Consider the following 25,362-nt stretch of genomic DNA (forward strand, 5'->3'; position numbering starts at 1 on the left):
AAATGACTTTTAACGTGACAGAATAGCTTGTTTGCAATTTTATTCTTAAGCAGAATTGAGGGCCGTGTGTGTATCTTCTTTTAATATGTACATTATATCTTCATCAGACAACAACCGGATTGATAATTACAGCATAAGAATATACTCTCAACCTCACACACTTTGTCTGCATAAACGAAAGCTCAACCAGTACCAACGCTTTCTCTGGTGACTTTACTCTCAGATTTAAAGTACTTTTCTCCTATAGTATTCCACTGGATTGATAGCAACACTTTAAATCGGCAATATCAGCAGTAATAAGCCAAAATCCGTGATCGTTCATCTATGTTCAGCTCGAACTAAATATGCGTCCTAAGCATTCGATCGCTTCATAAATTTCAAAAGAGGGAGATTCCAGTGAAGATCTATCGGGTTCTTTTTTCTGCCATAATTATTTTACTAAGTGTTAACAGTCACGCCAACAGCAACACCACCATAGTTGAACAAAGTGGCGTTGGTAATCTGGCTACTGCAGACCAATCTGATCCAACCATTGACAACAATTTAATAATTCAATCACAGACGGGAAACAATAATTCTGCCGAAGCAATTCAAACGGTAAACTCTTCGCAAAGCTGGATAGAGCAAATACAAACCGGTAATAGCAATACTGTTGTCGCCAGTCAGGAGGAAACTAGCTCAACTGTGATACTGATTGAACAGGTAGGTGAGAATCAAACCGCAGAGAGTACCCAGTTGATCACGACTAATACTGTTGGAAAGATTTATCAGGAAGGGCAACTGAATGATGGAGATATTTTTCAAGCAGATGTAATTAGTACTACTGGTTTTTTATTTCAGTCTGGGCAAAGTAATGATGGTCTGGTTCGTGCTGCAGGCGGTGAATCCTACTCCGGCTCACTAATGCAAACGGGAACTCTAAATATCGGTGTCGTCAATCAACTACCCGGCATTTCCTACACTGCTAATGTCGTACAGAATGGAACAGGAAACAGGGCAACGAGCATACAAACTCAAGGAGAATCACTTATCAGTGAAATCACTCAAATGGGCAATGATCAACGTGTCTTTCTTTTACAACAATTCAATGAGAATAGTTATGCCCAAGCCAGCCAAAGTGGTTCTGATAATATTTCAACTATTCGGCAAGAAGGGGAATTTATGAATATCAATACGATACAGGATGGTACGCTTAACGAGATTATTGCCAATCAGGATGGTGCTACCAGCTCCGTCTTTGCCCAGCAAAGTGGTATGGATAACTTCATGGAAATTTTACAGAGTGAAATAAGCGGAAATATCATAGCCAATCAGATAGGTGACAGCAATATTGGGATGATACTTCACTAATAGCGGCTCAAAATTTTCTATATGTTTCTTGATCCTGAGTTGTGACTTAAAATTTAGCCCTATTTTTAATTGCCCGCTGACAATCTGCCAGCGGGCCCTTTGAGAGAGTGGAAAGAGCAGATTTTTGGATAAAATTTACAATAAAAATAGGGCACAGAGGTGCATCATTTTCAGCTACCGCCCCCTATTTCACAGTTTATTTATTATGAATAAACTTTAAGCCGCCCCTCACGCTTCTCCTCACTAAAGTCACAACTGGTTAATCTAAACATCAATACATATTCAGAGCGGCATCGGGTATCGTGAATATCACCGGGAAGAAAAGCACTGCAATCGCCAGGCTTCATTGAATAGCAACCGCGACTTACCAGTTGTTCGCGATCGTCCTGCCGAAATATTCCATAGGTGGACATCTCTACCTGGCCAAATTGAACCGCATAGAATGCCCAGCCATTGCCATGATTGTGCGGCTGTCGATAGAGGCCTCGGGGCTCTACATGAGCCAGCAGGACAAAGCCCTTATCATTATCGCGATAAAGTTCCACGCTTGGTTCCTTGCGAACATGCAAATCGACCAGCCATGCCTCATCAGGGGGCGACACTGCCAATTTCTCCAAAGCTTCTCGACACCTAGCGATAGATAAAGAATCCAGTCCTTTCCAATTGGTTTTAAGTGCTTCAATACACTGTTGCAAAGAATCAGTTGTCACTATTTAGGTCCTCCAATAGCTCTTTCAGTACCTTGTAGAAAATTACTGTGAGTTCACAATTTCAAGATACAACTTAAAGCCAGCTTTAAGTCAACCAAATCTATCATCGAAAGTTATCAATCGATGGAAGTAGTCGTTGATACAAAAGTTAGATAGGCTGGGCTTCAACGAGGGGGCCAAATAGGTACCAACAACTCGAATGGTTATTGATACACAAGGGAATCAAATGCGATCAATTACTCTTCACTAAAGCGTATTTAGTAGCTGTGGAATAAATACTAGTCCTGGGTTTTAACAGCAAGCCTAACGGCAAGAATAGATATCAACTGTATAACAAATGCCATTAACAACAGTAGCGATGCCAGACGATAAACGGCATTGAGACCATCCGCTATTTGTACCGGGCTCATTGCTTGCAAAGGCAAACTGGGCACAAGCCCTACAAAAACCACACTCATCAATGAGGCACCGGTCAATAAACCCAAGCTTCGCGACAGGCTGAGCAAGCCAGAAATTCGCCCCCGAACTTCAGCTCTGGCACTATTCATTGTCAGTGTATTTACTGTCGACAAGTAGGTTCCATAGCCAATTGCCACAGTAATGGAAAATATCAGATAGCCGATCAACCCCTGCTCTACCCTTAGCAGCCCCATCCCGAGGGCTCCGCTAAGCATAATAAAGAGGCCCAGTAAGATGATACCGCGACTCTTAAATCGATCCACCGCGCGACCGGCAAGGTTAGAACAGGTGGCTACCACAAATGACCCTGTCGTCATCACCAGTCCAGCGATAAACAGATCAAGCCCCAGTGCCAGAGTCAAATAAAAGGGCCCCACAATCAGGCTGCTCATTACCGATGAGGCCACCAGAAAATTCCCAGCCAGATTGGCCAACAATGTCTGCTTCCCCGATGGCTCACTAAACCCCTGGCTCAACGGCTGCACTCTCTGCCTGAAGTAGAGCAACGCTACACCAAATACCGCAGACAGAGCAATAGCGATTCCGTTGACGACGGAGTACTCCTCTCCTAAAGGTTTGATAGCCAGGGTATAAAAAACAATACTAAAAAACAGCAAAGCTGCGGCCAGGTAACGCTTAAACCGGCTCCGCCCATCCGCAACTTCACCAGCTTTATTTTCCGGCAGGATACGATATGCGAGAAAAAATACCCCAAGCCCCACCGGTACTATTAGCCAAAAGATAGCCTGCCAGTTCAGGCTTTCTACAATCAGGCCACCCACAATAGGGCCCATACCGGTACCTACCGCTGACAGGCTGCCCAGTAAACCTATGACCTTTCCAGTTTCAGATTTATCGAAAACATCGCTGGCAATAGCCATGGACACAGCTACAAACATCGCAGCACCCGCCCCCTGTATTGCACGGAAAAATACCAGACTCCACACATTAAATGAAAGTGCGCAAAATAGTGTGGACAAGGAAAATATAAGACCACCGGCAAGAAATAACTTTCGCCGGCCAAGCTTATCGCTGAGACTGCCGGCAATTGGCAAGGTGGCAGTCATGCACATCATGTAGGCCACGGTAATCCATTGGGTATTACTAAATGAAGTTCCCAACTTGTCGATTAATACGGGCAGCGCCATATTAATTGCGCTGACGCCCAAAGCCGCTAACAAGGTTGCCAAACACAAGGTGATCAGGACACCCCTTTTTGAAATCCGGTTGGCCTGTTGGGTGGCTGGGCCTTTGCAATAATCTTTCGCGGTGTGCATAAGCTGAACTTTGACTTGCCAGTAATGACGCGTGGAACTAGCATACAACTTCAAGTGAGCTTGAGGTCAATAAGCGATGAACAACATGGAAGAACTGGATATTCGCCAAGTCTCCAAACTGTCGGGACTCCCCTCTTCCACACTGAGGTATTATGAAGAAAAAGGCCTGATAAAGTCATGTGGTCGCCGGGGAATTACCCGAATTTTTAAGGCCTCTGTGGTAGAACAGCTGTCCCTTATTTCTCTTGGCCGTTACGCCGGTTTTTCTCTGGATGAAATTGGCGAGATGTTTTCCTCTAATGGCAACCCCTCTATCGACAGGGAACAACTCCTTGCCAGAGCCGACGATCTGGAAAAGAGTATCCGCCGGTTAGAGGCCATGCGCGATGGACTCCGCCATGTCGCCAACTGTCCTGAGAAAAATCAGCTGGAGTGCCCCAACTTCCAAAATCTGATTAGAAAGGCGACCAAATTACAACACAAAGAGGATAGGAAACATAAGCAGCGCTGACTGATTAGCTGCGAATCGAGTCAGGAGACACTGAACTCCGTCATCATTCCCGAATCCTCATGCTCCAATACATGACAGTGCACCATATAGGGCATATCGGGCATGGCCGGCAATGGGAAACGAACATAAATTTCCGCTTTTCCACCATCGGATATGGGTACTGTATCTTTCCAGCTACGCATATAGAGTGGCGGCTCCGCATCATTGTATTTTATTACTCGAAACTGGCAGCCGTGGATATGCACTGGATGCAGCATTCTGTCTTGCCCTTCTGAGATCTCCCAACGCAAGCCCTCGTTCCTCGCAACCTTAAACCCCGGCTCGGTAAATGCGAAGGAAACCCCATTAATCGCATTCGCGGTTAACTGCTCTTTCAGAGGCAATGCCGGCCCCTCGGTAATCAGCTTAACCACCTTGGCCACCACATCAGGGTTTGTGTTACCGGCAGCGATCATCTGCGGCAGCCCTGTCGCGCTGATTACCGCCTGCTCCTGCTTTTGCCGATTCATTTGCATCACCAGCCTCTGGCTGATTGGTGGCAAATTTTGTGGAACTGGCGGCAGTGAAACGAGACTATCGGGCAGTTGTCCTTGCCCTTCTGACGTACCGGGAATCACACTGAGAAAACTGTGGGCCCGGTCAAATGGTGGCAGGCGCATCACTGGTTGGGGCACTGGCAGTGTTTGAAAATCGAATGGCTTGCCATCGCTGGTATCGATCATCACCTCATAACGCTCACCTGCAGCAATCGGCAACTGGTCTACTTTTACCGGCTCCCGGAGAAAACCGCCATCACTGGCAATAACATAGAGCGGACGTTTATCACTGGTCGCCAATAGGTAGTTGCGACCGTTGGAACCATCCAGAATACGAAAGCGAACCCATCCTTTAGGCGGCCTGACCACAGGATTCATCGCACCATTGACCAGCAGGTGATCACCGCAATAGCCCGCCGCAATCGTCACTTCATTAAAACGATGAAAAAACTGGCCATCATCGGTAAAACGGCGATCCTGAATTATCAGGGGGATATCATCAACGCCCCAGCGAGAAGGTACTGACAACCCATCGCTTTCCTCATCATCGATAATGATCAACCCCGCCAACCCTTTTAACACCAGCTCAGCAGTTGCCGGATAAAGGTGGGGATGAAACCAGAGAGTGGCGGCGGGCTGGATAATATTCCAATCCACCGTCCAGGTATCACCGGGCTTCAGTGGCATATAGGGGCCGCCATCTGCGCTGCCTGGAACGATTAAACCGTGCCAGTGAGCCGTCACGTTTTGAGGTAATTGATTAACCACACTGACGGTTACTTTTTCGCCCTTGCGCACCCGTATCGCCGGGCCTAAAAATGGGCCATTGAACCCGTAGGTACGGGTGGTCAACCCCGGTAGAAAAGATTGCTTACCCGGGCGAGCTGCCAATTTAATCCGGCCTTGCGCATCTGCACGCAATTCCGGTGGAATAGGGAGTGTGTGCCGACGGCCCTCCTTTGCCTGGGCAGCTTTAGGACTCGACACGCCAGTTAATAGGGCAGCCCCCATTGCGCCAGTGGTAAAGCAAAACTCCCGTCTCGACAGTTGAGCCATTGGCCCTCCCCTCCCTGTGCGCCATAGTTCCAAGTGCCTGTAACACTAGCGGTTTTAATCCTATGGAATCTTAGACCGCTTATCCAATGAGCCAGTAGTAAGCTGCGACAACTACAGCTTAAAAAGTAAGTGGTACCCAGGTACGGTATTTCGTCAACCTCAACTATTGCGTTCTAAAAGGACTCGGTTAACCTTCCTCACGATAAAAACAGCCTCACAACAGGAAGAGTAATCCCTATGCCGTTTCTTGTTCTATCCATCCTTATTCAGGCAGCTTTTGTTATTCACGTGGTCAAAACCGGACGCAACAGCACTTGGATCTGGATTCTGGTGATGCTGCCCATGGCTGGAGCTATTGCCTACCTGATTCTGGAAATCCTGCCGGAATTGAATCAATCTCGCAGTGCTAAATATGCGCGCAGGACAGTTCAGGAAACACTGAATCCTAACCGGGATATCCACCAGGCCGCACAGGAGCTGTCCCGTTCCAATAATGTGGAAAACTCTATGCGTATGGCCGATGAATGCGTGAAGCGTGGTCTTTATCAAGAGGCAAAAACTCTCTATGAAAAGTGCCTCCAGGGGGTTCATCAGGATGATCCTGAACTGATGTTTGGGCTGGCGCGCTGTCAATTTGCTCTCAATCTATTTGAACCGACCAAAGAGACACTGGATCAATTAATTGAAAAGAACCCCGATTATAAAAATCAGGATGCCCACTTACTTTACGCTCGTACTCTAGCATCATTGAAGCAAGTAAAAGAAGCCTACCACGAGTATGAAACGCTGTATCAATACTACAGCGGGCCTGAAGCAACTTTTTACTTTGCCCTGTTTTTAAAGAGTCAATCCCAAGCAGAAAAGGCGAATATCTTATTCAATGAAATCCTTGATAAATCCAAAACACTGGGCAAGCACTACAAAGCCACTCATAAGCAGCTGTTAAAGCAGACAAAACTGGAAGTATCCTGAGCTAACGGCAACACTCGGCTCCATAGTAAAAAGGCACCCTGTATGATTTTGGCGGTAGATGTAGATTACCGGGACTCCGGTGCGGTGGTAGCCGGGGTCGGCTTTGAGGATTGGTCAGCTCCTGACCCCGAGCAACTATATCGCAGTAAAATAGAGAGTACCTTGACCTATGAGCCCGGTGCTTTCTACAAGCGAGAGCTCCCTTGTATCCTCACCCTACTCGAAGAACACCAGATAGAGACAGAACTGATTGTTATTGATGGTTATGTATTTCTCGGAGAGGAACAAAGACTTGGCCTTGGGGCTCATCTCTATTCGGCACTACAGCAAGAAGTTTCTATCATCGGTGTCGCCAAGAAACCGTTTAAGGACACTCCCGCAGAAGCGGAGCTGCTGCGAGGTAAAAGTGTAAAACCACTATATATCAGCAGCCTTGGTCTCCCTTTAACGGAAGCCAAACTTTTGATACAAACGATGCATGGCGACCACCGTATACCCACTTTATTGAAACGAGTGGACCGCGAGTGTCGAAAGTCCACGCAATAATTCTCGAGAGAATGAAAGGCGGTTATCCCCGCCATTTCCCAATCCTTACACTGAGAATTTCTTCCTACATTTTCAATACTTATTTCTCATATCCTACCCCTTTGATGCCGGCGATAATTTTTCTATTCGGCGGGAAATAGCTACTGAAAGTAATAGTGACCTGGCATCCGTTTATAGCAAAGGAATAATCTGGCACTTAGATAGACGAATAGAAGTAGCTAATATCCCATACCGATATATTCGGCTCGTAGTTTTTGATGTCCACTTGTGAAGTTTGAGTGGACGATGTTCATTAACAGCCCCGAATGGGCTCCTTGGAAGTTTTGCAGTAAAGGAGTTACTCATGAAGTTATGTACCAGTATTGCGACGCTCGCACTGGTTGCTTTTAGCGGCAATGCGCTGGGGACTAACTCTGCCGACTTGGAACAAATCGGCTCGGGTAACTCAGCGAACTCCAATCAAACTGGAGCGGGTTTCGGTAATACTATTATCAAGCACCAAGTAGGTGACACCAATACAGTCACTGCCACACAAAGTGGCGGTGTTATTAACAGTAGTATTCTGGGTACCCAGATCGGCAATCAAAACGAGTCCACGATATCCCAATCCGGTGGTGCTTCTTTAAGCGCAACCAATACACAAATCGGCTCACAAAATACTTCCGAGATCACCCAGGAGCTTTCAATCGACAGCCAGGTATCTATTCTGCAACTCGGTACCTCCAATGCTTCCAATATCGAACAGCGCTTTGGCAGCGGTAATTCCCTTACCAATATCCAGAACGGAGAGAGTCATTTTTTTATTGGTCGCCAGGAAGCCAGTACTAACGGCAGCATTTTTGTATTCCAGGACGGCGAACGGTAAAGTGCCGTGGTAGAGGAAACCGCAGGCAATATAGGAAGTTCCGTTTTAATCTTTCAATTTTATCGGGACGACTTCGCCACCGCCAGCCTGGTTGCTACTATCGATGGTACCCTGGATATTTTTCAGGATGGTAGCGACAGCTATGGTGGGCTCGCACAATTTGCCAGTGTCAGCAGCAGCATGACCCTGCGGCAAACGAACAATCGCCACTTCGCCTTTGCCTTTGCCTCCCAAGTGGACAGTCTGTTCAATGACCTGCTGATTATCCAAAGGCTCAGCGACGCCAATATCACCTCAATTACCCAAACCGGCGCCTTTAATACCCTTGAGTTGCGCCAAAATGGTGGGGGCAACAACGCGGCTTTAGAACAATCCGCACTGAGTAGCAATATCGATATACGCCAGACCGGTACCACCAACCAGATCACTGGTTCCCAGCTGGGTGCCGAATTCAACTCCATGAACAGCGAACAGTTCCTGATTGATAATGTGGTTGTTATTAATCAAGGCGGCTTACTGATCAGCGCGACCAATGAACAAACCGGGTTGCAGAATGTTGCCAATATCGAGCAGGCTGGAACAGAGGTAGATATATTCACCCGTCAATTGGGTTTTGATAACCGGGCAACGTTCGAACAGGCTGGTGAGCCTCTTTCAATAAGCTCCCGACAATTTGGCGATAGTAATAACATCACCATCACCCAGAGCGGTGACTCCAACTCAGCCTTTAGCCTGCAAGTTGGTAACAATCACACCAAGGAAATTACTCAGACAGGTTCTAATGGCCGCGCTTTTAACTTCCAGATCGGCGGTGAGAGTAATACCGACGTGATAATCCAATAATTTCAGCCAAAATTAAGAAGCTCCCGGTAATACACTGCGCGGCATTTAATTACGACCGCTGCGGGAAAAATAAGAAGGGGAAAGTTGTGTGCAGCCCCGCGAGAGCGGGGAACAACTAAGATGCACTCCGACAACTTCTCCATCGTCGGTTTATCCCCGAGCATTCAGGGAACACTTTGCGCAGAGCACAAAGGCCATGCCTTATCCGGTTTATCCCTGTACAAACAGGGAACAGTCACGCAAAAGGAGCGCGATCATAGCATATCCCCACCATAGCCCCGAGCTTTCGGGGAAACATTTTTAGAGCCAATGCCCGTACGCTATCGGCTACGGTCCAGCCCCGCCCAGCGGGGGAACAAACTCAGGTGTCGGCACAACCAACCCCACACTCGGTTTACCCCCGCAGCAGCGGGGAATAGCCCGAATAATTACTGTGCAGCTTTGACGATTTTCCACGGTTTAACCCCGCCTGGGCGGGGAACAGCCTCAGTTAAGACTGCCTTATTGCGCAATTACCGGTGCAACTCCGCTTAAGCGGAGAACCTATTCGGAAAGGAGTGTATAACAGGATACCCTCCGGTTTAGCCCCGTATATACGGGGAACAGTATGAAGCCAACTTGACCATCATCTCACCGGTCGATTTATCTCCGCTGATGCGAAGAACTCTCTAAATATGCCTATTTGCTATCCGCTAAAGTCTTAGTATCGTTGCCGATACTTTTGAATCCCAGCCCTCGCTCTCAAACACTTCCAGCTGTATAACAACTCTATTTATCCCAATCAGATTCGGCGGATTAACATCAATCCACAACCAAATGCTTTGGCCGGTCCCATACCCGCAAAAATATTTTTTATAAATAATTCGGGTTCAGTAACCAAAAGCTCTCCCCGGTAATCCACAGAACTGAAGCCAGCACCGCGCTGCTTTTTATGTAACAAATTCCAACGATACCCATTGCAGTGAAGCTTTGGTGGGTAAATATCAAATCCGAGGCGCGTCCCCCGGTGAATTAACCAGCTGCGGGCAGCAGTTTGGCTGACATCCTGTAACCGGGTTTCAATCTGCCCCTGGTCAAACTGCTCCGGCTTTTCCTGCACCAAGCTCTGCTTCAGCTGCCCTTTGCCACCTTCAACAGGTAAACCATGCAATTCGCACTGCTCCCGCAACCAATGGTATTGGGCATCCATCAGCACATCGTGCCGCTTGCCGCGCTTTTGCCCTTCGGTTTTACGGGCGACTGTAGGGTTCGCCCGCAGGCGAAAGGCCAGCCGATCGCCGGGGTTTAAGCAGGGCTCGAAGATTTTAGTCTCTACCAAAAATATCGGATTGTCCTGCGCAGGCCGGGCTTTTGACAGCAGGTAATACACCGGTAGATTGCGTTTGCTAAGCAGCTGTTCCCGCGAGGATTCCTCACGAAATAGAAAACGCTCATCACCATCAAAAAGATCCCACAAGATTTGATGAATACCGTAGCTATTTTCGCTGAGCAACCGTGCCAGCTGCTTCTGCACCGCCAGCGAGGGAGATAGTTGAACTCTGGATAAATACATAGCCGCTCCCTTAAGACTGCCAGAGATTTTCAATACGCGGCTGGAACTGCCAGCGCTTGCGAGATAGGGGCTGATCGAGACGGCTAAGCCGCTGTACAGATCCGGCTGAAAACTCTCCATCTTCCGCAGAGAAATCATCCAAGCTACCCTCCCAGTAGTAACGACAACTCTCTTCAGTGGGCAACCAGCGCTCCTGCCGGGCCCATTCCGGTTGGTAATCTAGCAGTTCCGGGGATTCGTAATGATCCAGGGCACTGCGGAAATTGTCCGCACCGATCACCCGTGCGGCAGTGGGGGCTGAAAGGGGAAATGCCTTGCGCCCCAGGTAGAGGTGATACTTTGGTCGGGCCAGGGCTTCACACAACTCCGCCAGAGTCCAGTTAGCCTCCTCACAGGATCGCAGAGCCACTACCGCCTGCGCATCCACCAGATACTCCCTGCGGGATAACAGGGTTCCCAGGCGTGCTTTCCCTACAACCAGCTCATCCCGGCGTGTATGGTAGCGACGCTTGCCGGCGGAATCTGGGACCTGCACCGTGTGGAAATCCTTCAGCAAAGTACCTACATTCAGTACCTTTACCGCCTGGCGATATTGCTGGGCCAGGTTCTGGTGTAAGTCCTCTCGCTCCCGGGGTATCCCCAGTGCCGCACCAAATAGTCCCGCAATAGCGGATTTACCCGGATAGTGTGCGCTATGGCGGGACTCCCCCACAGCCACGTTCCCCCAGGAAGCCATGGCACCGTAAAGACGAAATACTAGGTATTCCATAGCGCCACCTACTCGCTGACAAAGGCTAAAAGTTCCTTGATATTACCTTCACCAGTTACGGCATTGAGAACATAGCGACTATCGGCACAATCCCCGTACACATTATCGAAACTCTGCAATTGCTTTTGCAGTGCATCAATAGCGTCATGGGCGTAATCCTCGCTATAGCGATCAACGGGCTTCAGGTAAGCCGCAGATAGAGAGCGCGGTTGCTGGTCACCAGCTTCGGCAACAACATAAGAGGCATAGGCGCGGCTGGCATAGCTGTTTTGTTTACCGCTGGGGGAAACTTTAAGAATTGTCTCAGTCAGCGCAGCTACGGCTCGATCGGCCAGGGACTTATCCCCACCCAGGTTTTCAATCAGCAGCTCTTTGTTAATGCAGATATAGGAATAAAATAATCCCGCAGCAAAACCAGCCTCACCCAAGTGAGCAGCACCGGCATCCTCGCTGCGATCATTCAGGTCGTCTACCGCAGTAAAATAATCGTCTTCAATCACTACAGAATGTGCCGACAGCGCATGAGCCACCTGGCACGCAGCTTCAACGTTATAGGTAGGCTTGGAAGCGAGCATACGGCCAAACAAGGCGATATCTACTGCCATATTTTCCTTGCGCAATAAATCCAACTCCGCCTTCTCAGGCTCCCGCCCTTCTTCTGCCAAGGTTTTCAGTAGAGCATTGATCCCATTTTGCTCGGCACTACTGAGGTGAACCAACTGCTCGATTTCCAAATCGGCCAGAGGATTATCTTTTTCCGGCTTTTTTAACTTACCGAATTGCTCTGCAATTTTCTGCGCCCACAATTTGGCCTTTTTCTCAGAGACGCCCAGTTCCAATAAAGTATCATAGGCCAGTACCCCCTGACGCTTAGTTCTGGTACCAATTAGGCTATCCCCCTGCTCCGTAGCCAATACCTGCTGGAACAACTCCGACGTTCGCCAGTGACGCTTGAGGCTCTGGGAGGAAATTCGCAGGCGATCACAACCCCCCATCTTCGCTGTTTTTGGCCGCCCCAAGTCATCCCGGTTCAGGTTCGCAGGGGGATAGGCGGTCAATACATGCAATTGAATAAAGCGGCTCATAAATCTCTCCTTGTTGCGACCGTCAGGCCATCACATTACTTCGATTCATTTCTCAGGCATCCGATCAACCGCCACGGTCAATCGATCTGGATTTGCTCTGTGCTTAGTGTTGTTATGGGAATAGCATTTAAAATTTGTTTAGGTCCCTAAAATCCCTTTAATCTGGAAATCTATAAATATTTATCAGTCGGGTAACACAGCGTAGTAATCAATTGCCCAACGAACAGCCAGACGTTCCTGTGGATCCCGTGCAGGAATCGTGCGCATCTCCCTTTGCCAGTGCAGCAAATCATTGGCAAGTGAAGCTATATTGGCTCTGCCATCTAACAGAGCCAGGGCCCGCACTATGCGGCGGTAAAACTCAGCTGTATCGCGGCTTTTTTGTAACTGAAAAAAGCGCAGCTCGCTTAAAGGGGGACGCCCGCCTCTCTCCCTAGGCATAGCGAGGGATCGGGCAAAACTGATATCCATAGCCTCGATGTTATCAACATCAATTGTTTTGCTGGTGTTATCGGTTTTTACATGTGCAATTACCGTTGCCACCAGAGCGGCATCTTCGATACGGATTTGCTCATCTTTCTGCCAGCGCTCGGGCATATCCTTTAAAAAACGGATAAAAGCGGGAGTGGGCATTACATCCATAGGCTCTACCGCACGGCGCAAACGCGCCCGGTCGGCCCGGCCAGCTTTGTCATTGAGCCAGCGGTGCCACTCGCGCAGTCGGCTCACATCTGTATCGCTAAGATATTGATATCCGGCCATCACAACTCCTCCTGTTGTTACTCAACTTTGGCTGCATTATCCAGAGTCTTTAAACTTGCCAAGCTGCAGAGCTTGTTCCTTAAAAAACGTCGCGCCCGGGTCACTCGCTGCAATTGCAGGTCCTCCGTAGAACCCTCCATTGACCAATGGTCAAACTGTGCCAAAGCCGTTTCTTTCAATGTGTATGCCCAGGCAATAGCCACTGGTGCATATGTAAATTGGGATTTCTTGGATTCGAGAGACAACTGGTTGAGCAAGCGGTAAAACTGACATTCCGTTGCCTGCCAAAATGACTGATCGACAAATGAAAAATCCCCTTTAATCTCATTAGGGTTATTAAACCAGGCAGCCTTGACCCTGAAGCGCAGCTCTTTCAAGGTATCTTTCGCAGCTGCTAAAAGCTGCCCTGCTAGCATAAAAAATAACGGCTGATGCTCGGGGGAAATATGTAGCACTGGCATTTCCTGTTCATACCAGCAACGCGCTTTCATATTGTCCATGTCATAGCCAAATCCCCACAGGCGCACAACGACATTCGAATCCAGTACTTCAAGGATTTCCGCATAGTTCTCATGGAACAATCGCACTGCCCGGCTCGCTTCAGCACCATTTGAATGGTCATTCCACATAAGTCCCAACCAGTGTCGATAACCGAGACCGCCCTGTTGACCTTTAAAACTCAAGGGCGGGGCTTTTTTCTTGGGATCACGACGATAGGGCGTTAGGGGATGAATCCAGGGCCCCTCGTAATTAATGCCGTAATTCTTAGTGGTATATTCCCGGATTAGCTGGTTCGTCTGCTCTCCACAAAGGTCACAGTACCCCTTCCCATCTCTCGCGATATTGAAACGTATCCTGCGCGGCATACCCCAGTACATTTGCAGGGGATGGGTATCACTGGGAGGCGTAGAAGAACCTTGTTTGTCAGAGAGGCGGGAGGGAGCAAGCCAGGGGAAGATACAACTATCAGAGCTTTCAGACCTCGCTCCAAACTCCTCTTGTGGCAAGATATTGAGCCACAATTTCTGCCAGAGGCTGGCAACTTCTGCCTCTGGCATTATCAATGTGGTCAGAGGGCCACCACCGCGCAAACTGGTTCTATGCCCCACTCCCCCAGAGGGGGCATTAATTTGCAAGGTAAACAAGGCGCTGGCGGTACAGCTGGGGCATAAGCCTTGCACCCTACCGCTCTTAATAAATAGATCCTGATTATCTCTACAAGTTTTACTACCCGGTGCCTCAATCAGTAGAGCGGTAATTGACTTTGATTCCCCCTCTATCAGTTCCAAATCCTGCATAAATGCAGGCCCGGACTCTTGAAATAATTCAAAGTTGGGAACGTAGCTTTGTAGCCGTGATTTTAATGTTTCCTCAGTAGGCGCCTTTTTCCAGTAGACTCCCCAATCATCAACACTTTCAGGTGCAAAAGCCGTTTGCAACAGGCCGATTAAAAACTGGAACAGCGCCCCGCGAAAATCCGGTCGTACCGTGCAGATATCTACAACAGGATTATCGGCCTCGGCAATTTGCCAAGGAGCAATTCTTTCCTGCTTACCGCATCGCCGGATAATTGGCAGCCAGGAATCTTCAACCAAATTCACCACGATCCTCCCTGATCCAGTCTCCGCCCTCTTACTCTGCTTTAGCCATGCTTTTTTCAAGAGCTAGAGGGAACAGTTACACTCAGAGCAGTGCGAGCGCCTCTGCCTCATTTTTTGAGTGCTCAATCTCTCAGCGTCACTGCTGGGACACTAATTCCATTACCTTATGCCACTCTGACTAGGGAAAAATGATCTGGCTCAAGTCTGGGCATCTTTCTCACTTTCCGCACCGGAAATCAGGGTAGCGCCTACTACCTGACACAAAGAAAAGTGCTCAGTTATCGCATAGACCACACATAACATAAGGATATTTATCCCATTCCCTTCTCTATATGCGAGTATTCCTGTACAGACAATTCTCCCACCCTTTAGCCTGCATCAGCTATTGACCTCAATTGTTAATCAACAGATACAAAAAAACCCCTTGATAGGGCTCAAAACTAGCAACAGATTCTATTGTGAAGGAAATTTAACGAATCGGTATCCAGCTCAATACTAAGCTCATCACTTTTAACCGGCCGGAATCCATCGACACTGAATCGCCATTACTAAGCCGTTCAACCCTTACCGACTTCAGATAAAAGAAAAGACTTTATTAAATGCTTCTGACTCTGCTACAGAGCTGACATCATTTCTGTCAGATGTGCGGTGATCTACTACTTTTGATTGTATGGATATACTAGGTTGGAGTTCGACTGTGAAAGTGCCGGCAATTATTACCGACACCTTCATACTATCAACTAGAAAGCTTCATAGGTGAAAACTTTTAAATCTACATCGTCAATAGATTCTAAATCACCCTGAATATCGACAGTCAAGATATCGCATTTATCAGATGCAATTGAACCATTATCTATCGTTAAGACCACCTCATTGCGAAAATCTGAGATAGGCACATTGGTATAAATATTCTTATCGTCCCGATCAATCCCTATTGCAGTTTTACTACCGTCTTTGGCAATACAACTTGCCGTGATCGAAACGTCATACACATAGTCGAAAATTCTAGGATGATTTCTAGTATAGCAATGTTCTCCCCCATACGAATAACGGCAAACGACGTCTGGCCTCAACCGCCCCAAACCGGATACAACCGCAGTAATATCAAAGCGGATTTCTTGCGCACTATCACCTAAGACATCAATTTCAGCAACTCGCCGAGTATCCGAATTATAAGAATACTCAGTAATATTGTGCTTAACACCGCTAACAAAAACCATCTCTGCAAACGACTGACTTGTTAACAACAAGACAAACACTGGCACCATAGATTTCAAAAAATTCATTTTTCATTCTTAAAAAAATAATCGAAAAGGCAGTATAAATATCCAAATATTAACTAGCAAGAAAATCCAACCAAACAATTAAAATTATAAACACTTCAACAATCAAGGCAAAAAACTTATATATTCAGGCTGCATTCACACTCAGTTTGCCTTACAAAAATCTCAGAAAAAATATAAACCCAAACTTAAATTAACCAATTATTTAAATCTCCATTTATCTTTTCTCGCTACAAAATGGCAGATCGCAGCATCCCAACCAAACAACAAGAAACCACTTACAGAAAAGCTTAGCTTTTATTTAAATCTTGCCCTGCGATCAAAAAGCAATAATTAACGAAGCATAGGAAACATCAACCACATCGCAGACATCGACAACATGTTTAAGAGTTTTCTGATATTTAAAAAGCTAAAACAAGCAAATTAATAAATTATCAATTCGGGCAGCCTAAAGCTTATTCTCGATCGAATTACATCTTAAGCTACTCTTTTAGTTTACTTAAAGTACACCACCTCGATTACGAGCTAGCGCCTGGGTTATCTCAAGCTGATTAAGTTGATTTCACTCGCTCCAACCACTTTTCTTTATTACTAAATCCAGCATCAATACTCTTCAATCAGTTTTCTGCCATCACTTGATCTACTGGTGGAGAAGAAGTAGCAGATATTGACTCCAACTATCCACTCTTTTCCTTATTATCAGCTGATACCCTTCAGAGTTGAAATCTGGTGACCTACCATCTAAAGAGAAATCAATATCAGGGGAAAGACCCGTACTGTATTCCAGACTATGAAGACCACAGAGAGCTTATAAAGACTATTGCTCAATGTTGTCTTAACTGTGAGAATATTGGACAAGTGAAAAGAGCTGCAAGGGAATATCATCCAAAGGCTAAACATGTATCGGAAGCTGTAGAGGCTTTCTTAGCTCAACATAAAACTATCAACCTGTTAAAGCACGACGGCCTAGCACTACAACACCTTGATAGTAAGGTCGTAACCCAAACCCTCTCCCTAACTGATGTACCTTTTCTCCCAATCCATGACTCTTTCATTATACCCTCCCATCTGCAAGGAAAATTCCTAGAAGCAATGGTTCTTGCTTATGTATCGGTAATGAAATCATCCTCACCGTACACAACTAAAGACAGTAGCGCTGTCATCCGGCGAGAACGGGATAAGAAAGTTCTCTATCCAGCCACTCAGGTAACCAAGGCCTTTAAAAACGTGATGAGCACTGGTAGTGCCGTTGCATCTACCGTGGACGCCTCAGGAACCACTGTCAGCCGTCCGACTGGATACGTCCAGTAAGCCGGTTGAAGATGCCTATAGAGCCTGTTAGGGGCTTTGCAGGCATTTTTTGTGGGTCTTTCTCCATGAAAAGGGCGTTTACATCTGAAAGGGATATTTACTGAATTATTATTGTCAGTGTTCCCTTTGTGATATTTCGAATTGGTGAAGCACAAAAAGTCCCCGTTGGCAATTTACTGATATCCGAAAACCCAAGCTGATTAGCACCGCTAATATCTATCTCACTTCCATGGGCCTGAAGTTGTCCTTGTGAGATGTGGCTTTGACATGAACCGCCGATATCTATTTGTCTGCCCGAGTAGCCTGCATTCCCAATCAAGCTAATTGACTGGGAACTCAATTGAGCGACTGATCCAATAATTGAGAAAATGCTGTTTAAGGTTGCTATTATATTTTGCTGTAGGGTCGGGTTAGGTTCAATGCTGTTAATATCAAGGGACCATGTATAAGAAATTCCCTGTGATACACTTGAATGGACACCAGGCCCCCCATCTCCCCCTGTGATATACGCCATCAAAGATAAGCTATCAATACGAACTTCCATAATATTTTATTGGATATAATTAATTTAAGCATTTTATATCAAATTTTTTGAGAACTGACATTATGATATTTATATAAAGTTATCCGAATAAATTATTTTATTATTCCGTTTAGTTAGAATTGGTTGTGCTTACAGGCACAGCCGCGCTTAGAATGGGGGCTTTTTCGTAAGCCCTGATATTACTTAGCCACTACTGCTGATTCATGAGGCTTCCCTCCGAAGTTGATGGAGGGGGTATCATGACAGCCTGCCAGAGCAAGTTAAATAATATAGATCATCTACCGCAAACAAGTACTGGCAAAGATAATCATGTGCCTTTAAGCGCCTTCCTTATTCTCTATTGTTGACACTAGGTACACATCATCACGTCTATTAACACGCCAACCCACGCCTTTCACCTCCACTCCGAATATTCTGAAGCTCACATGGTTACTGGGCTTGGAATTTTTCCGCCCTAAGGCAATATTTTTTTCGCTGGTTCGCCGGGATTTTGGTTTTTAGGGTTATAGGAGGCTCCGTACCGAAATCCTACTTATAAGTATCAGAAGTGACCTGTATAAACAATCAATCAGGGCCGTCTTAGTTTTGAGGGTGTTGGGCAAGACCGCTCCGGTTTCTTTGAAGGAATATATATCGACAACGACTCTACTGAACTTCAGTAGCTTTAGCCTCAACCATCAGGCATAGGTCAGCAGCCTCTGGGAACTCTTTAGCCAGCCACTTTATGGAACAAAACAGTGCTTTTTATACATTACAGACGGAGTCCCATCAGAAAGTGTACACAAATAAACTTCATTTTCTTCAACTTTAGCCATTGCCGCCGGCACGAAAACAATACCCTCTTCATCTATCCCGAATGACCGCACCCACTCAGGAAACCCCTTTATAGCGGAATTCTTAACAGAAAACCATTTCATGGACAAATCCTTTACTCATAATAAATAGGCACTACACCTTAGAAAGGGTCAAGTAAACCCTCATCAAACCGTAAACCTTGAATTCCAAATTCAGAACACAAAGATTTAAATAAAGAAGAACAATATAGAGCGCCACAACCTTGCATTTTTGATTTAAAGAGAAATCTATTAGCAACATCAGCCTCATCAAAAACAAGGGTTTCCAGTCCATCCTCATAACCATCTAAGTATTTTTTGAGGCATTGACTGGCATCTTCTTTTCCGAATGATAGACAGTTGAATATCTGCATTTCTTCCCCATCAGCTATGACTGGTAAAAACTCCCCTTCACCTTTCAGATATTCATTCAGTGACTTATAAGCTTTTTCATTCAATATCAGGCTTGTGTGACCCCACAAAGATATATCTGATATCTCCACGCTAGTTGAAGACAAAGGAGTAAATTTGTCTGACACCCTCCCCCAGTGCTGAAGAAGCGGCTCATTAGTCAAGGGGAATTCCATCAAGAGTGGCAACAAACCTTCATCTCCGAGTTGCTCGGCCAATGATAAAATATCCAGTTGAAATGCTTTAAATCGCTTTGGAGAATATTTGAGCTGATAAACCTTCATGGTGAGCCATCCCACTCGCAGTCTTTTGCTTTAGTAATTTGTTGAGGATAACCGCCATGCTTCAACCTTGTTTTCACCTCTCTCAATCGGTTTCTTAATACCAACTCTGGAAGTCCCGACTGAGAAAACTTTGCCACAATCCATGTTTCATAATTGTAGCGGTGAATTTCTTTATGTGCGGGAGCTTTCGGCGTAGCCCAGTGCCCTTTATATTCATATTTCCGTGGTAACCAAACACCATTTACAGGGTCATTGATACCAACACCATGAGCATGCAGGTTTAATCGGGCCATTGTCACCCTACCAACCTGCCAGCGCCCTTTGTAGTGGTCTAATCCTTCCGGACACTTCGCTAAGATGGTAAAACTACCAAGCGAGGTGAAGTATGACAACAAAAGGTACACGTCGGCATTTCAAGCCGGAATTTAAGAAAGACGCCGTAGCGCTAGTCTCTGAGCAAGGGTATTCAATTCCTAAAGCAGCAGAGGCTGTAGGAACAACAGCCAATAACCTGCGACGCTGGATAAAGGAACTGAAGCAGGAAGAAGACGGTGTGAGGTTGGATGTAGGCGAGCGCGCAGAATTAGAGCGATTACGACGTGAAAATAAGCAGTTGCGGATGGAGAAAGAAATCCTAAAAAAGGCCAGCGCCTTCTTTGCGAAAGAAATGAAATAAAGTACAGCTTTATTGAAAAACAGCAAGGCAGCTTTCCTGTTAGGGTGCTCTGCCGGGTAATGCAGGTAAGTAAGACTAGTTATTACGACTGGTGTTGCCGTGGCAATAGCTCAATAGATGCTCAAACATGGCAATTATGCCATCGTTTGAAGGCCCTATTTGCAGAATCTAGACAGAGTCTCGGAAGTCGTCGGCTAATGAAGCTGTTACGTAAAGAAGGCTTTGAAGTCGGGCGCTATCGAGTCCGCAAGCTCATGAAAAAGCTAGGCTTGGCAGTAAACATCACCTGCCGGTCGCAGAGAACCTTCTTAATAGGGAGTTCTCACCGAGTGCTAAAAACCAAGTCTGGACGACTGATATTACATATATTTGGACTTCGCAGGGCTGGTTGTACTTGGCGGTAGTGATTGATCTCTATTCTCGCAGGATTGTTGGTTGGCATCTAGATCGAAAGATGGAAACGGCCCTGGTAACTCGTGCGTTGATGATGGCTGTCAATTTGCGTACGCCCCCAAAAGGTCTCCTGCATCACTCTGATCGTGGCAGTCAGTATGCCAGCCATACCTACCAAACGTTATTGAGTCAGCAGGGGATGGTGTGTTCAATGAGCCGTAAGGGAAATTGTTGGGACAACGCACCGACTGAACGTTTCTTCAGTAGCTTGAAGCGGGAGTGGTTAACGGGAAACCTCTATCCGACAAGGGAGGATGCGGTAGCAGATGTAAGGGCCTATATTGCTTATTACAACTCACGCAGAATACATACAACACTGGGAGACCTAGCCCCGATCGAATTTGAGAAATGTGCTTAAAGAAGTGTCCGGTTGGAGTTGACCACAACAGACTTTCCTTATAGCAGCCTTAGACTTAACCGCCTTTCCCTCCTCATCATTGATGCTGAAGTAAGTAATACCATCCTGCTCCCTTACATCCTCGGCTCTAAGCTGTGCTATCTCACCACATCTTGCACCAGTAAATAGCGCTATCATCAACGCTCAAAAATGCGACTGCCGTGCAGACCGCTTCCAGTATGAACTACCAGAAACAAATAGCGGTGACTTGAAGATACGCTCCAAATCTTCCTGCGAGTAAGCTGGCATCTTTGGAGTATCCCTTTGTACCGTAATGCCTTTAAAGGGATTCTTACTGATGTACTCAAACCTTACCCCATACTCAAAAATTTGAGAGACATAGAGCAGGCGCTCCCCAACCGTGGTAGCAGACATCCTCTTACCAAACTCTGCATCACCAGATAAAACTGCCTCAGGTGTAAGATCGGGATATTTCTTTCTGTTACTTGGGCCTATCAGCAGCACATCCCTAAAATGCATTGCATCCTTTACCTTGAAAGCATTTAAAGAAATATCCCCAAATACCCACAAGAAATCCTCTGCGGCCAGACGAAGTGCATCATAGGTTCCTTGCCCTAGTGGGTTCGCTATGGTCTCGGCCTTCTTGTTATCCACACAACCTTGATACAGCTCTGAGAATTTCGGAGAGGGACTACTTACTTTATCAACAGCTATGGCAGCCGAAGCTGCTTGGCTAGTAGTGTTTAACAACTCGGTAACGCGTTCAGGCCGCCTATGTTGCTCAAGGGCTTCTATTGTTAATTGGGCTCCGAGTAAATCCACTAAATCATCTTCAACTTCATCGGGAGTAGACAAACCAGAAACAAGGCGTTGTTGAGCCCTCAATAACTGTCTCTGTAACTTCCCTATCCGTGCCCGAAGTGTTGTAGCCTTTCTTTCAGGTCTTACACCTCTACTAAGAAGCTCTTCCTCGGTCTCCTCTAAATCCAATTCAACCTGAGGACCACTCTCAACACTCTCCCCTAAATGCTCCGCTAAAAGCTGCTTTGCATCATAGCTATATAGAGCGTATCCCCCTTCACTAAAGAACTCATCCAGCCAATCATCACGAAATTTTATTGCCTGCTCATAGGCGTTACGTTTTATCTGTTCGTAGTCCATACCCAACCAGTGCCATTGCTTGACCTTCCTTGCTAGGTATAACGCTCTCTTAGAAGCCTTATCTCTGTCAACTGTATGTAAGGAGAAGCGCAAGAACCGCGATGATTTAGGGAGGCGTAGATTGAAGTAAAGGTGGGGGCTATCCGGCCGCTTCAACAGGTGCATGAGTGTGTACCAATTGTGTGCCAGCGGAGTACCAGACATAAAAAAAGGAGGCCGAAGCCTCCTTTTAACTCTTTGATTTAACTGAGGTTTTCTCTCAGTTTCATGTGTGGTGCCCAGGGCGGGACTTGAACCCGCACGAGCATAGCTCACTACCCCCTCAAGATAGCGTGTCTACCAATTCCACCACCTGGGCAAAAATCTTTTACTGCTGTTCCTCATTCTCCTGGCCAGCAGCGGGTTCTTCTGAACCGGTACTGTCTGTAGGAATCTGTGGGATATCGCCAGTTTCCAAATCTGTTTCGAGCTGCGGGATATCGCTATCGATAGCCGGCAGTTCATCGACTGGGCCAATCTGCTCCACCGCCGCTGGAATTTGCGGAAGGTCCGCATCAACATTAGTTTCTGCACTTTGTCTTGCCAGGATGGCCAGGCCGAAACTGGTGACGAAGAATACCGTCGCAAAAATTGCTGTCAAGCGGGAAAAGAAATTTCCGCTACCTTGGCTACCAAAAACTGTCTGGGACGCGCCCGCGCCAAAAGATGCACCAGCTTCAGCACCCTTACCCTGTTGCAGCAAAATCAGGCCGATAATGCTCAGCGCAGTCAAAACGTGTACAACTAATACCAATTTTTCCATTTTCTGGAAACTCTCTACGGGGGTCTAAACAACCCGTTATTCAGTATTCGCTAACCCGCGTGCTGTTAAATCAAACAGCAGCGCGACAAATCTCAGCAAACTCGCCGGCATCCAGCGAAGCTCCACCCACCAGGGCGCCATCAATATCTGCCTGGGCAAAAAGCTCCCTGGCATTTGCGGATTTTACACTACCGCCATATAAAATCTGTACTTCAGCGCCCAAATCGCCCAACTGCGAGCGAATAGACGCATGTACAGCTTGGGCTTCATCAGGGCTAGCAGTTTTTCCGGTGCCAATGGCCCATACCGGCTCATAGGCAATCACGGACTGCTTCCAGCCAGCCGAATCAATGATATCGGCAACCGCTTTAAGTTGTTCAGCAACCACTTCGAGAGTGCGCTCCTGTTCGCGTTCTTCAAGGGTTTCCCCGACGCAAAGTATTGGATTCAGTCCCGCCTTCTGGGCCGCAACAAATTTTTTCGCCACTAACTCACTGGTTTCTCCGTAGAGACTACGGCGCTCAGAATGCCCAACAATAACGTAACGGGTATTCCAATCCAGCAACATGCTAGCGGAAACCTCACCAGTAAATGCCCCTTTGGGCTCCTGGCTAAGGTCCTGGGCACCCAGGCTAAAACATCCGCTCTTTTCCGCTGCATCAGCCACTAGGCCGAGATATGGAAAAGATGGGCAAACAACAACACCGGACTTCACACCTTCGAGGTTGAGTTCGGTGAAAAAACGTTCGGCAAACTCGCGGCTGCCGTTCATTTTCCAGTTTGCTGCTACTAGCGGTGTTCGCATGTGTGCTCCTTCAAGGGGCGCAAATCTTAGCGACATTGACGCCAACATACAACCAAAATTATACGAGTTTCTTCTGCGTCCCCAGAGGACCGATTTACTACGGGTTAAATCGCAGCAGATCAGTTATTTCCTATTCGCTCCACCACGGAGGAAATATCTTTGGCCAGCTGTTCCACCAGGGCGCTGTCGCGACCTTCAACCATTACCCGGATCAGAGGCTCTGTGCCCGATGGCCGCAGCAGCACACGTCCGCTGTCCGCCAGCTGGCGTTCCGCATCGACAACAATGGCCTTAACGTCTGTGTGATCGAGAACACCATCGCGATGAGCCAGTTGCACATTAATCATGTGCTGGGGGAACATTGTCATACGGGACTTAAGCTGATGCAAGGGCTCATCAAACTCACACAGGCCACGCAGTACCTGCAGTGCGGCAATAATACCGTCGCCGGTGGTAGAAGCATCGGCACAGATAATATGGCCTGACGACTCGCCTCCCAGCTTCCACTGATTGACTGACATTTTCTCAAGCACATGTCGGTCGCCCACTTTAGCTCTCTCAAACGGGATTTTGCTTTCGCGCAAGGCGAGCTCAAAACCGTAGTTGCTCATCAAGGTGCCGACAACACCACTGCAGCCTCCCAGGAATTTATGCTGGTGCATGGCGATGATATACAGCAGCTGATCGCCATCAACCAATTCCCCATTGGCATCGACGAACAACACCCGATCCCCGTCGCCATCAAAGGCTATCCCCAGGTCCGCACCGCGCTTAACCACGGCCCGTTGTAACTGCTGTGGTTTAGTGGAGCCGCAATCAAGATTGATATTGAGTCCATCAGGACCTGCTCCAATTACGCTGACTTCTGCCCCCTGCTCACGAAATACCATTGGTGCTACGTGATAAGTGGCACCATTGGCGCAGTCGAGAACAATTTTCAGACCCTCCAGGGAGAAACCCCAGGGCGTAGAAGCCTTACAGAACTCAATGTAACGCGCGGCTGCATCATCAACACGATAGGCGCGACCGAGGTCGTCCGAGGTCTCCATCGGCAACTCGAGAGCGGCTTCAATCTCCAGTTCAACCTCATCCGGTAACTTGGAACCTTCAGCGCTGAAAAACTTGATGCCATTATCGTGGTAAGGGTTATGGGAGGCGCTGATAACAATACCTGCACCGGCATGGAAAGTCCGGGTCAGGTAGGCAATCGCCGGAGTCGGCATTGGCCCCAACAGGGCGACATCCACGCCAGCATTAATCAGGCCCGCCTGCAGCGCTGCCTCAAACATGTAGCCGGAAACCCGAGTGTCCTTACCGATAAGGATGCGGGGACGCCGGTGGTGTTTAGCTTTGGAAATTCTTCCCAGTACCTTGCCCGCTGCATATCCCAGGCGCAGCATAAAATCGGGAGTAATTGCTCCCTCGCCAACGCGACCACGAATACCATCAGTGCCAAAATACTTTCTTTCCATAACGCTTCTCAATTGTGTACTTCACCGCTTTTCTGTTCTGTCGGAAAACCACAACAGGACCCTGCGGCTTAAGGT

Annotated in this window: 24 protein-coding genes, 1 tRNA gene and 1 pseudogene; 8 read left to right on the forward strand and 18 right to left on the reverse strand. The window is 47.2% G+C overall.

Going from position 1 to position 25,362, the window contains the following annotated elements; genetic code table 11:
• The first annotated feature begins 396 nt into the window (after positions 1-396).
• The gene (locus BTJ40_RS18060; protein ID WP_108734376.1) at positions 397-1,350 is read left to right on the forward strand and encodes a hypothetical protein; all 954 of its coding nucleotides are present in this window, start codon (positions 397-399) and stop codon (positions 1,348-1,350) included.
• A gap of 203 nt (positions 1,351-1,553) precedes the next feature.
• Here the strand turns inward: BTJ40_RS18060 and BTJ40_RS18065 are convergent, their stop codons facing one another.
• Together BTJ40_RS18065 and BTJ40_RS18070 are read right to left on the reverse strand one after the other, a co-directional pair.
• A complete protein-coding gene (locus tag BTJ40_RS18065; protein WP_238152053.1) occupies positions 1,554-1,952 on the reverse strand; it encodes a hypothetical protein in 399 nt (132 codons plus the stop codon).
• A gap of 386 nt (positions 1,953-2,338) precedes the next feature.
• Positions 2,339-3,796: an MFS transporter gene (locus BTJ40_RS18070; protein ID WP_108734378.1), complete on the reverse strand. Its 1,458-nt coding sequence runs from the start codon at positions 3,794-3,796 to the stop codon at positions 2,339-2,341.
• Between the two features lie 76 nt (positions 3,797-3,872).
• Here BTJ40_RS18070 and BTJ40_RS18075 point away from each other — a divergent pair, with 76 nt between their 5' ends.
• Positions 3,873-4,307, forward strand: a complete 435-nt coding sequence (locus BTJ40_RS18075) for a helix-turn-helix domain-containing protein (protein ID WP_238152054.1) — start codon at positions 3,873-3,875, stop codon at positions 4,305-4,307.
• Positions 4,308-4,327: 20 nt separating this feature from the next.
• Here BTJ40_RS18075 and cueO read toward each other — a convergent pair whose 3' ends face one another.
• Positions 4,328-5,899 carry a multicopper oxidase CueO gene (cueO, locus tag BTJ40_RS18080; protein ID WP_108734380.1) on the reverse strand — a complete coding sequence of 524 codons (1,572 nt, stop codon included), beginning with the start codon at positions 5,897-5,899 and terminating at the stop codon, positions 4,328-4,330.
• A 237-nt stretch (positions 5,900-6,136) separates the two neighbouring features.
• On the opposite strand from cueO, the gene BTJ40_RS18085 reads away from it, so the two are divergent.
• The 4 genes from BTJ40_RS18085 to BTJ40_RS18100 all read left to right on the forward strand — a co-directional run bounded on the left by BTJ40_RS18085 (position 6,137) and on the right by BTJ40_RS18100 (position 9,125).
• Entirely contained in the window at positions 6,137-6,871 is a 735-nt protein-coding gene (locus BTJ40_RS18085) for a tetratricopeptide repeat protein (RefSeq protein WP_108734381.1), read from the forward strand.
• Between the two features lie 42 nt (positions 6,872-6,913).
• A complete protein-coding gene (locus tag BTJ40_RS18090; RefSeq protein ID WP_108734382.1) occupies positions 6,914-7,417 on the forward strand; it encodes an endonuclease V in 504 nt (167 codons plus the stop codon).
• A 343-nt stretch (positions 7,418-7,760) separates the two neighbouring features.
• A complete protein-coding gene (locus BTJ40_RS18095; RefSeq protein WP_108734383.1) occupies positions 7,761-8,282 on the forward strand; it encodes a hypothetical protein in 522 nt (173 codons plus the stop codon).
• 6 nt (positions 8,283-8,288) lie between these two features.
• Complete coding sequence (locus BTJ40_RS18100) at positions 8,289-9,125, forward strand: hypothetical protein (RefSeq protein WP_108734384.1); 837 nt, start codon at positions 8,289-8,291, stop codon at positions 9,123-9,125.
• A 781-nt stretch (positions 9,126-9,906) separates the two neighbouring features.
• On the opposite strand, the gene cas6e is transcribed toward BTJ40_RS18100, so the two are convergent.
• The 6 genes from cas6e to BTJ40_RS18130 form a co-directional block, all read right to left on the reverse strand.
• Positions 9,907-10,677, reverse strand: a complete 771-nt coding sequence (gene cas6e, locus BTJ40_RS18105; RefSeq protein ID WP_157954149.1) for a type I-E CRISPR-associated protein Cas6/Cse3/CasE — start codon at positions 10,675-10,677, stop codon at positions 9,907-9,909.
• A 10-nt stretch (positions 10,678-10,687) separates the two neighbouring features.
• On the reverse strand, positions 10,688-11,446 hold the full coding sequence (cas5e, locus tag BTJ40_RS18110; RefSeq protein WP_108734386.1) for a type I-E CRISPR-associated protein Cas5/CasD: 759 nt from the start codon (positions 11,444-11,446) through the stop codon (positions 10,688-10,690).
• Positions 11,447-11,454: 8 nt separating this feature from the next.
• Positions 11,455-12,531, reverse strand: coding sequence for a type I-E CRISPR-associated protein Cas7/Cse4/CasC (gene cas7e, locus BTJ40_RS18115; RefSeq protein WP_108734387.1), 1,077 nt, complete (start codon positions 12,529-12,531; stop codon positions 11,455-11,457).
• A 183-nt stretch (positions 12,532-12,714) separates the two neighbouring features.
• On the reverse strand, positions 12,715-13,293 hold the full coding sequence (gene casB / locus BTJ40_RS18120) for a type I-E CRISPR-associated protein Cse2/CasB (RefSeq protein WP_108734388.1): 579 nt from the start codon (positions 13,291-13,293) through the stop codon (positions 12,715-12,717).
• Positions 13,294-13,310: 17 nt separating this feature from the next.
• Positions 13,311-14,894 (reverse strand): type I-E CRISPR-associated protein Cse1/CasA, encoded by a 1,584-nt coding sequence (casA, locus tag BTJ40_RS18125; RefSeq protein WP_108734389.1) that lies wholly within the window; start codon positions 14,892-14,894, stop codon positions 13,311-13,313.
• 740 nt (positions 14,895-15,634) lie between these two features.
• The gene (locus BTJ40_RS18130) at positions 15,635-16,180 is read right to left on the reverse strand and encodes a hypothetical protein (RefSeq protein ID WP_108734390.1); all 546 of its coding nucleotides are present in this window, start codon (positions 16,178-16,180) and stop codon (positions 15,635-15,637) included.
• A gap of 726 nt (positions 16,181-16,906) precedes the next feature.
• Here BTJ40_RS18130 and BTJ40_RS18135 point away from each other — a divergent pair.
• Positions 16,907-17,488: a hypothetical protein gene (locus tag BTJ40_RS18135; protein ID WP_108734391.1), complete on the forward strand. Its 582-nt coding sequence runs from the start codon at positions 16,907-16,909 to the stop codon at positions 17,486-17,488.
• A 97-nt stretch (positions 17,489-17,585) separates the two neighbouring features.
• Here the strand turns inward: BTJ40_RS18135 and BTJ40_RS18140 are convergent, their stop codons facing one another.
• The 4 genes from BTJ40_RS18140 to BTJ40_RS18155 all read right to left on the reverse strand — a co-directional run bounded on the left by BTJ40_RS18140 (position 17,586) and on the right by BTJ40_RS18155 (position 19,853).
• The gene (locus BTJ40_RS18140) at positions 17,586-18,032 is read right to left on the reverse strand and encodes a hypothetical protein (RefSeq protein WP_157954150.1); all 447 of its coding nucleotides are present in this window, start codon (positions 18,030-18,032) and stop codon (positions 17,586-17,588) included.
• A 722-nt stretch (positions 18,033-18,754) separates the two neighbouring features.
• A complete protein-coding gene (locus BTJ40_RS18145; RefSeq protein ID WP_202862825.1) occupies positions 18,755-18,949 on the reverse strand; it encodes a hypothetical protein in 195 nt (64 codons plus the stop codon).
• A 38-nt stretch (positions 18,950-18,987) separates the two neighbouring features.
• Complete coding sequence (locus BTJ40_RS18150; RefSeq protein WP_108734393.1) at positions 18,988-19,560, reverse strand: hypothetical protein; 573 nt, start codon at positions 19,558-19,560, stop codon at positions 18,988-18,990.
• Positions 19,557-19,853 (reverse strand): AHH domain-containing protein, encoded by a 297-nt coding sequence (locus BTJ40_RS18155; protein ID WP_108734394.1) that lies wholly within the window; start codon positions 19,851-19,853, stop codon positions 19,557-19,559. The genes BTJ40_RS18150 and BTJ40_RS18155 overlap by 4 nt, the downstream gene beginning before the upstream one ends.
• A gap of 92 nt (positions 19,854-19,945) precedes the next feature.
• Between BTJ40_RS18155 and BTJ40_RS18160 the strand changes: the two are divergent.
• Positions 19,946-21,047 (forward strand): annotated as a pseudogene (locus tag BTJ40_RS18160) (IS3 family transposase).
• Positions 21,048-21,230: 183 nt separating this feature from the next.
• Here the strand turns inward: BTJ40_RS18160 and BTJ40_RS18170 are convergent.
• The 5 genes from BTJ40_RS18170 to glmM all read right to left on the reverse strand — a co-directional run bounded on the left by BTJ40_RS18170 (position 21,231) and on the right by glmM (position 25,287).
• The gene (locus BTJ40_RS18170) at positions 21,231-22,208 is read right to left on the reverse strand and encodes a hypothetical protein (protein WP_157954151.1); all 978 of its coding nucleotides are present in this window, start codon (positions 22,206-22,208) and stop codon (positions 21,231-21,233) included.
• 272 nt (positions 22,209-22,480) lie between these two features.
• Positions 22,481-22,566: transfer RNA gene (locus BTJ40_RS18175), tRNA-Leu, on the reverse strand.
• Positions 22,567-22,575: 9 nt separating this feature from the next.
• Positions 22,576-23,010, reverse strand: a complete 435-nt coding sequence (gene secG / locus BTJ40_RS18180; protein ID WP_108734397.1) for a preprotein translocase subunit SecG — start codon at positions 23,008-23,010, stop codon at positions 22,576-22,578.
• Positions 23,011-23,080: 70 nt separating this feature from the next.
• A complete protein-coding gene (gene tpiA / locus BTJ40_RS18185; RefSeq protein ID WP_108734398.1) occupies positions 23,081-23,815 on the reverse strand; it encodes a triose-phosphate isomerase in 735 nt (244 codons plus the stop codon).
• A 119-nt stretch (positions 23,816-23,934) separates the two neighbouring features.
• Positions 23,935-25,287, reverse strand: coding sequence for a phosphoglucosamine mutase (gene glmM, locus BTJ40_RS18190; protein ID WP_108734399.1), 1,353 nt, complete (start codon positions 25,285-25,287; stop codon positions 23,935-23,937).
• Positions 25,288-25,362: the final 75 nt, after the last annotated feature.

Origin of the sequence: Microbulbifer sp. A4B17, from assembly GCF_003076275.1 — a bacterium.
Taxonomy (GTDB): domain Bacteria; phylum Pseudomonadota; class Gammaproteobacteria; order Pseudomonadales; family Cellvibrionaceae; genus Microbulbifer.

Coding starts and splice junctions, on each gene's coding strand:
- BTJ40_RS18085 (WP_108734381.1), top strand. CDS start 6,137: ATGCCGTTTCTTGTTCTATCCATCCTTATTCAGGCAGCTTTTGTTATT.
- secG (WP_108734397.1), bottom strand. CDS start 23,010: ATGGAAAAATTGGTATTAGTTGTACACGTTTTGACTGCGCTGAGCATT.
- casB (WP_108734388.1), bottom strand. CDS start 13,293: ATGGCCGGATATCAATATCTTAGCGATACAGATGTGAGCCGACTGCGC.
- BTJ40_RS18155 (WP_108734394.1), bottom strand. CDS start 19,853: ATGGCCCGATTAAACCTGCATGCTCATGGTGTTGGTATCAATGACCCT.
- cas7e (WP_108734387.1), bottom strand. CDS start 12,531: ATGAGCCGCTTTATTCAATTGCATGTATTGACCGCCTATCCCCCTGCG.
- glmM (WP_108734399.1), bottom strand. CDS start 25,287: ATGGAAAGAAAGTATTTTGGCACTGATGGTATTCGTGGTCGCGTTGGC.
- BTJ40_RS18150 (WP_108734393.1), bottom strand. CDS start 19,560: ATGAAGGTTTATCAGCTCAAATATTCTCCAAAGCGATTTAAAGCATTT.
- BTJ40_RS18090 (WP_108734382.1), top strand. CDS start 6,914: ATGATTTTGGCGGTAGATGTAGATTACCGGGACTCCGGTGCGGTGGTA.
- tpiA (WP_108734398.1), bottom strand. CDS start 23,815: ATGCGAACACCGCTAGTAGCAGCAAACTGGAAAATGAACGGCAGCCGC.
- cas5e (WP_108734386.1), bottom strand. CDS start 11,446: ATGGAATACCTAGTATTTCGTCTTTACGGTGCCATGGCTTCCTGGGGG.
- cas6e (WP_157954149.1), bottom strand. CDS start 10,677: ATGTATTTATCCAGAGTTCAACTATCTCCCTCGCTGGCGGTGCAGAAG.
- BTJ40_RS18070 (WP_108734378.1), bottom strand. CDS start 3,796: ATGCACACCGCGAAAGATTATTGCAAAGGCCCAGCCACCCAACAGGCC.
- BTJ40_RS18095 (WP_108734383.1), top strand. CDS start 7,761: ATGAAGTTATGTACCAGTATTGCGACGCTCGCACTGGTTGCTTTTAGC.
- BTJ40_RS18170 (WP_157954151.1), bottom strand. CDS start 22,208: ATGGACTACGAACAGATAAAACGTAACGCCTATGAGCAGGCAATAAAA.
- BTJ40_RS18145 (WP_202862825.1), bottom strand. CDS start 18,949: ATGAAATGGTTTTCTGTTAAGAATTCCGCTATAAAGGGGTTTCCTGAG.
- BTJ40_RS18140 (WP_157954150.1), bottom strand. CDS start 18,032: ATGGAAGTTCGTATTGATAGCTTATCTTTGATGGCGTATATCACAGGG.
- cueO (WP_108734380.1), bottom strand. CDS start 5,899: ATGGCTCAACTGTCGAGACGGGAGTTTTGCTTTACCACTGGCGCAATG.
- BTJ40_RS18130 (WP_108734390.1), bottom strand. CDS start 16,180: ATGAATTTTTTGAAATCTATGGTGCCAGTGTTTGTCTTGTTGTTAACA.
- BTJ40_RS18075 (WP_238152054.1), top strand. CDS start 3,873: ATGAACAACATGGAAGAACTGGATATTCGCCAAGTCTCCAAACTGTCG.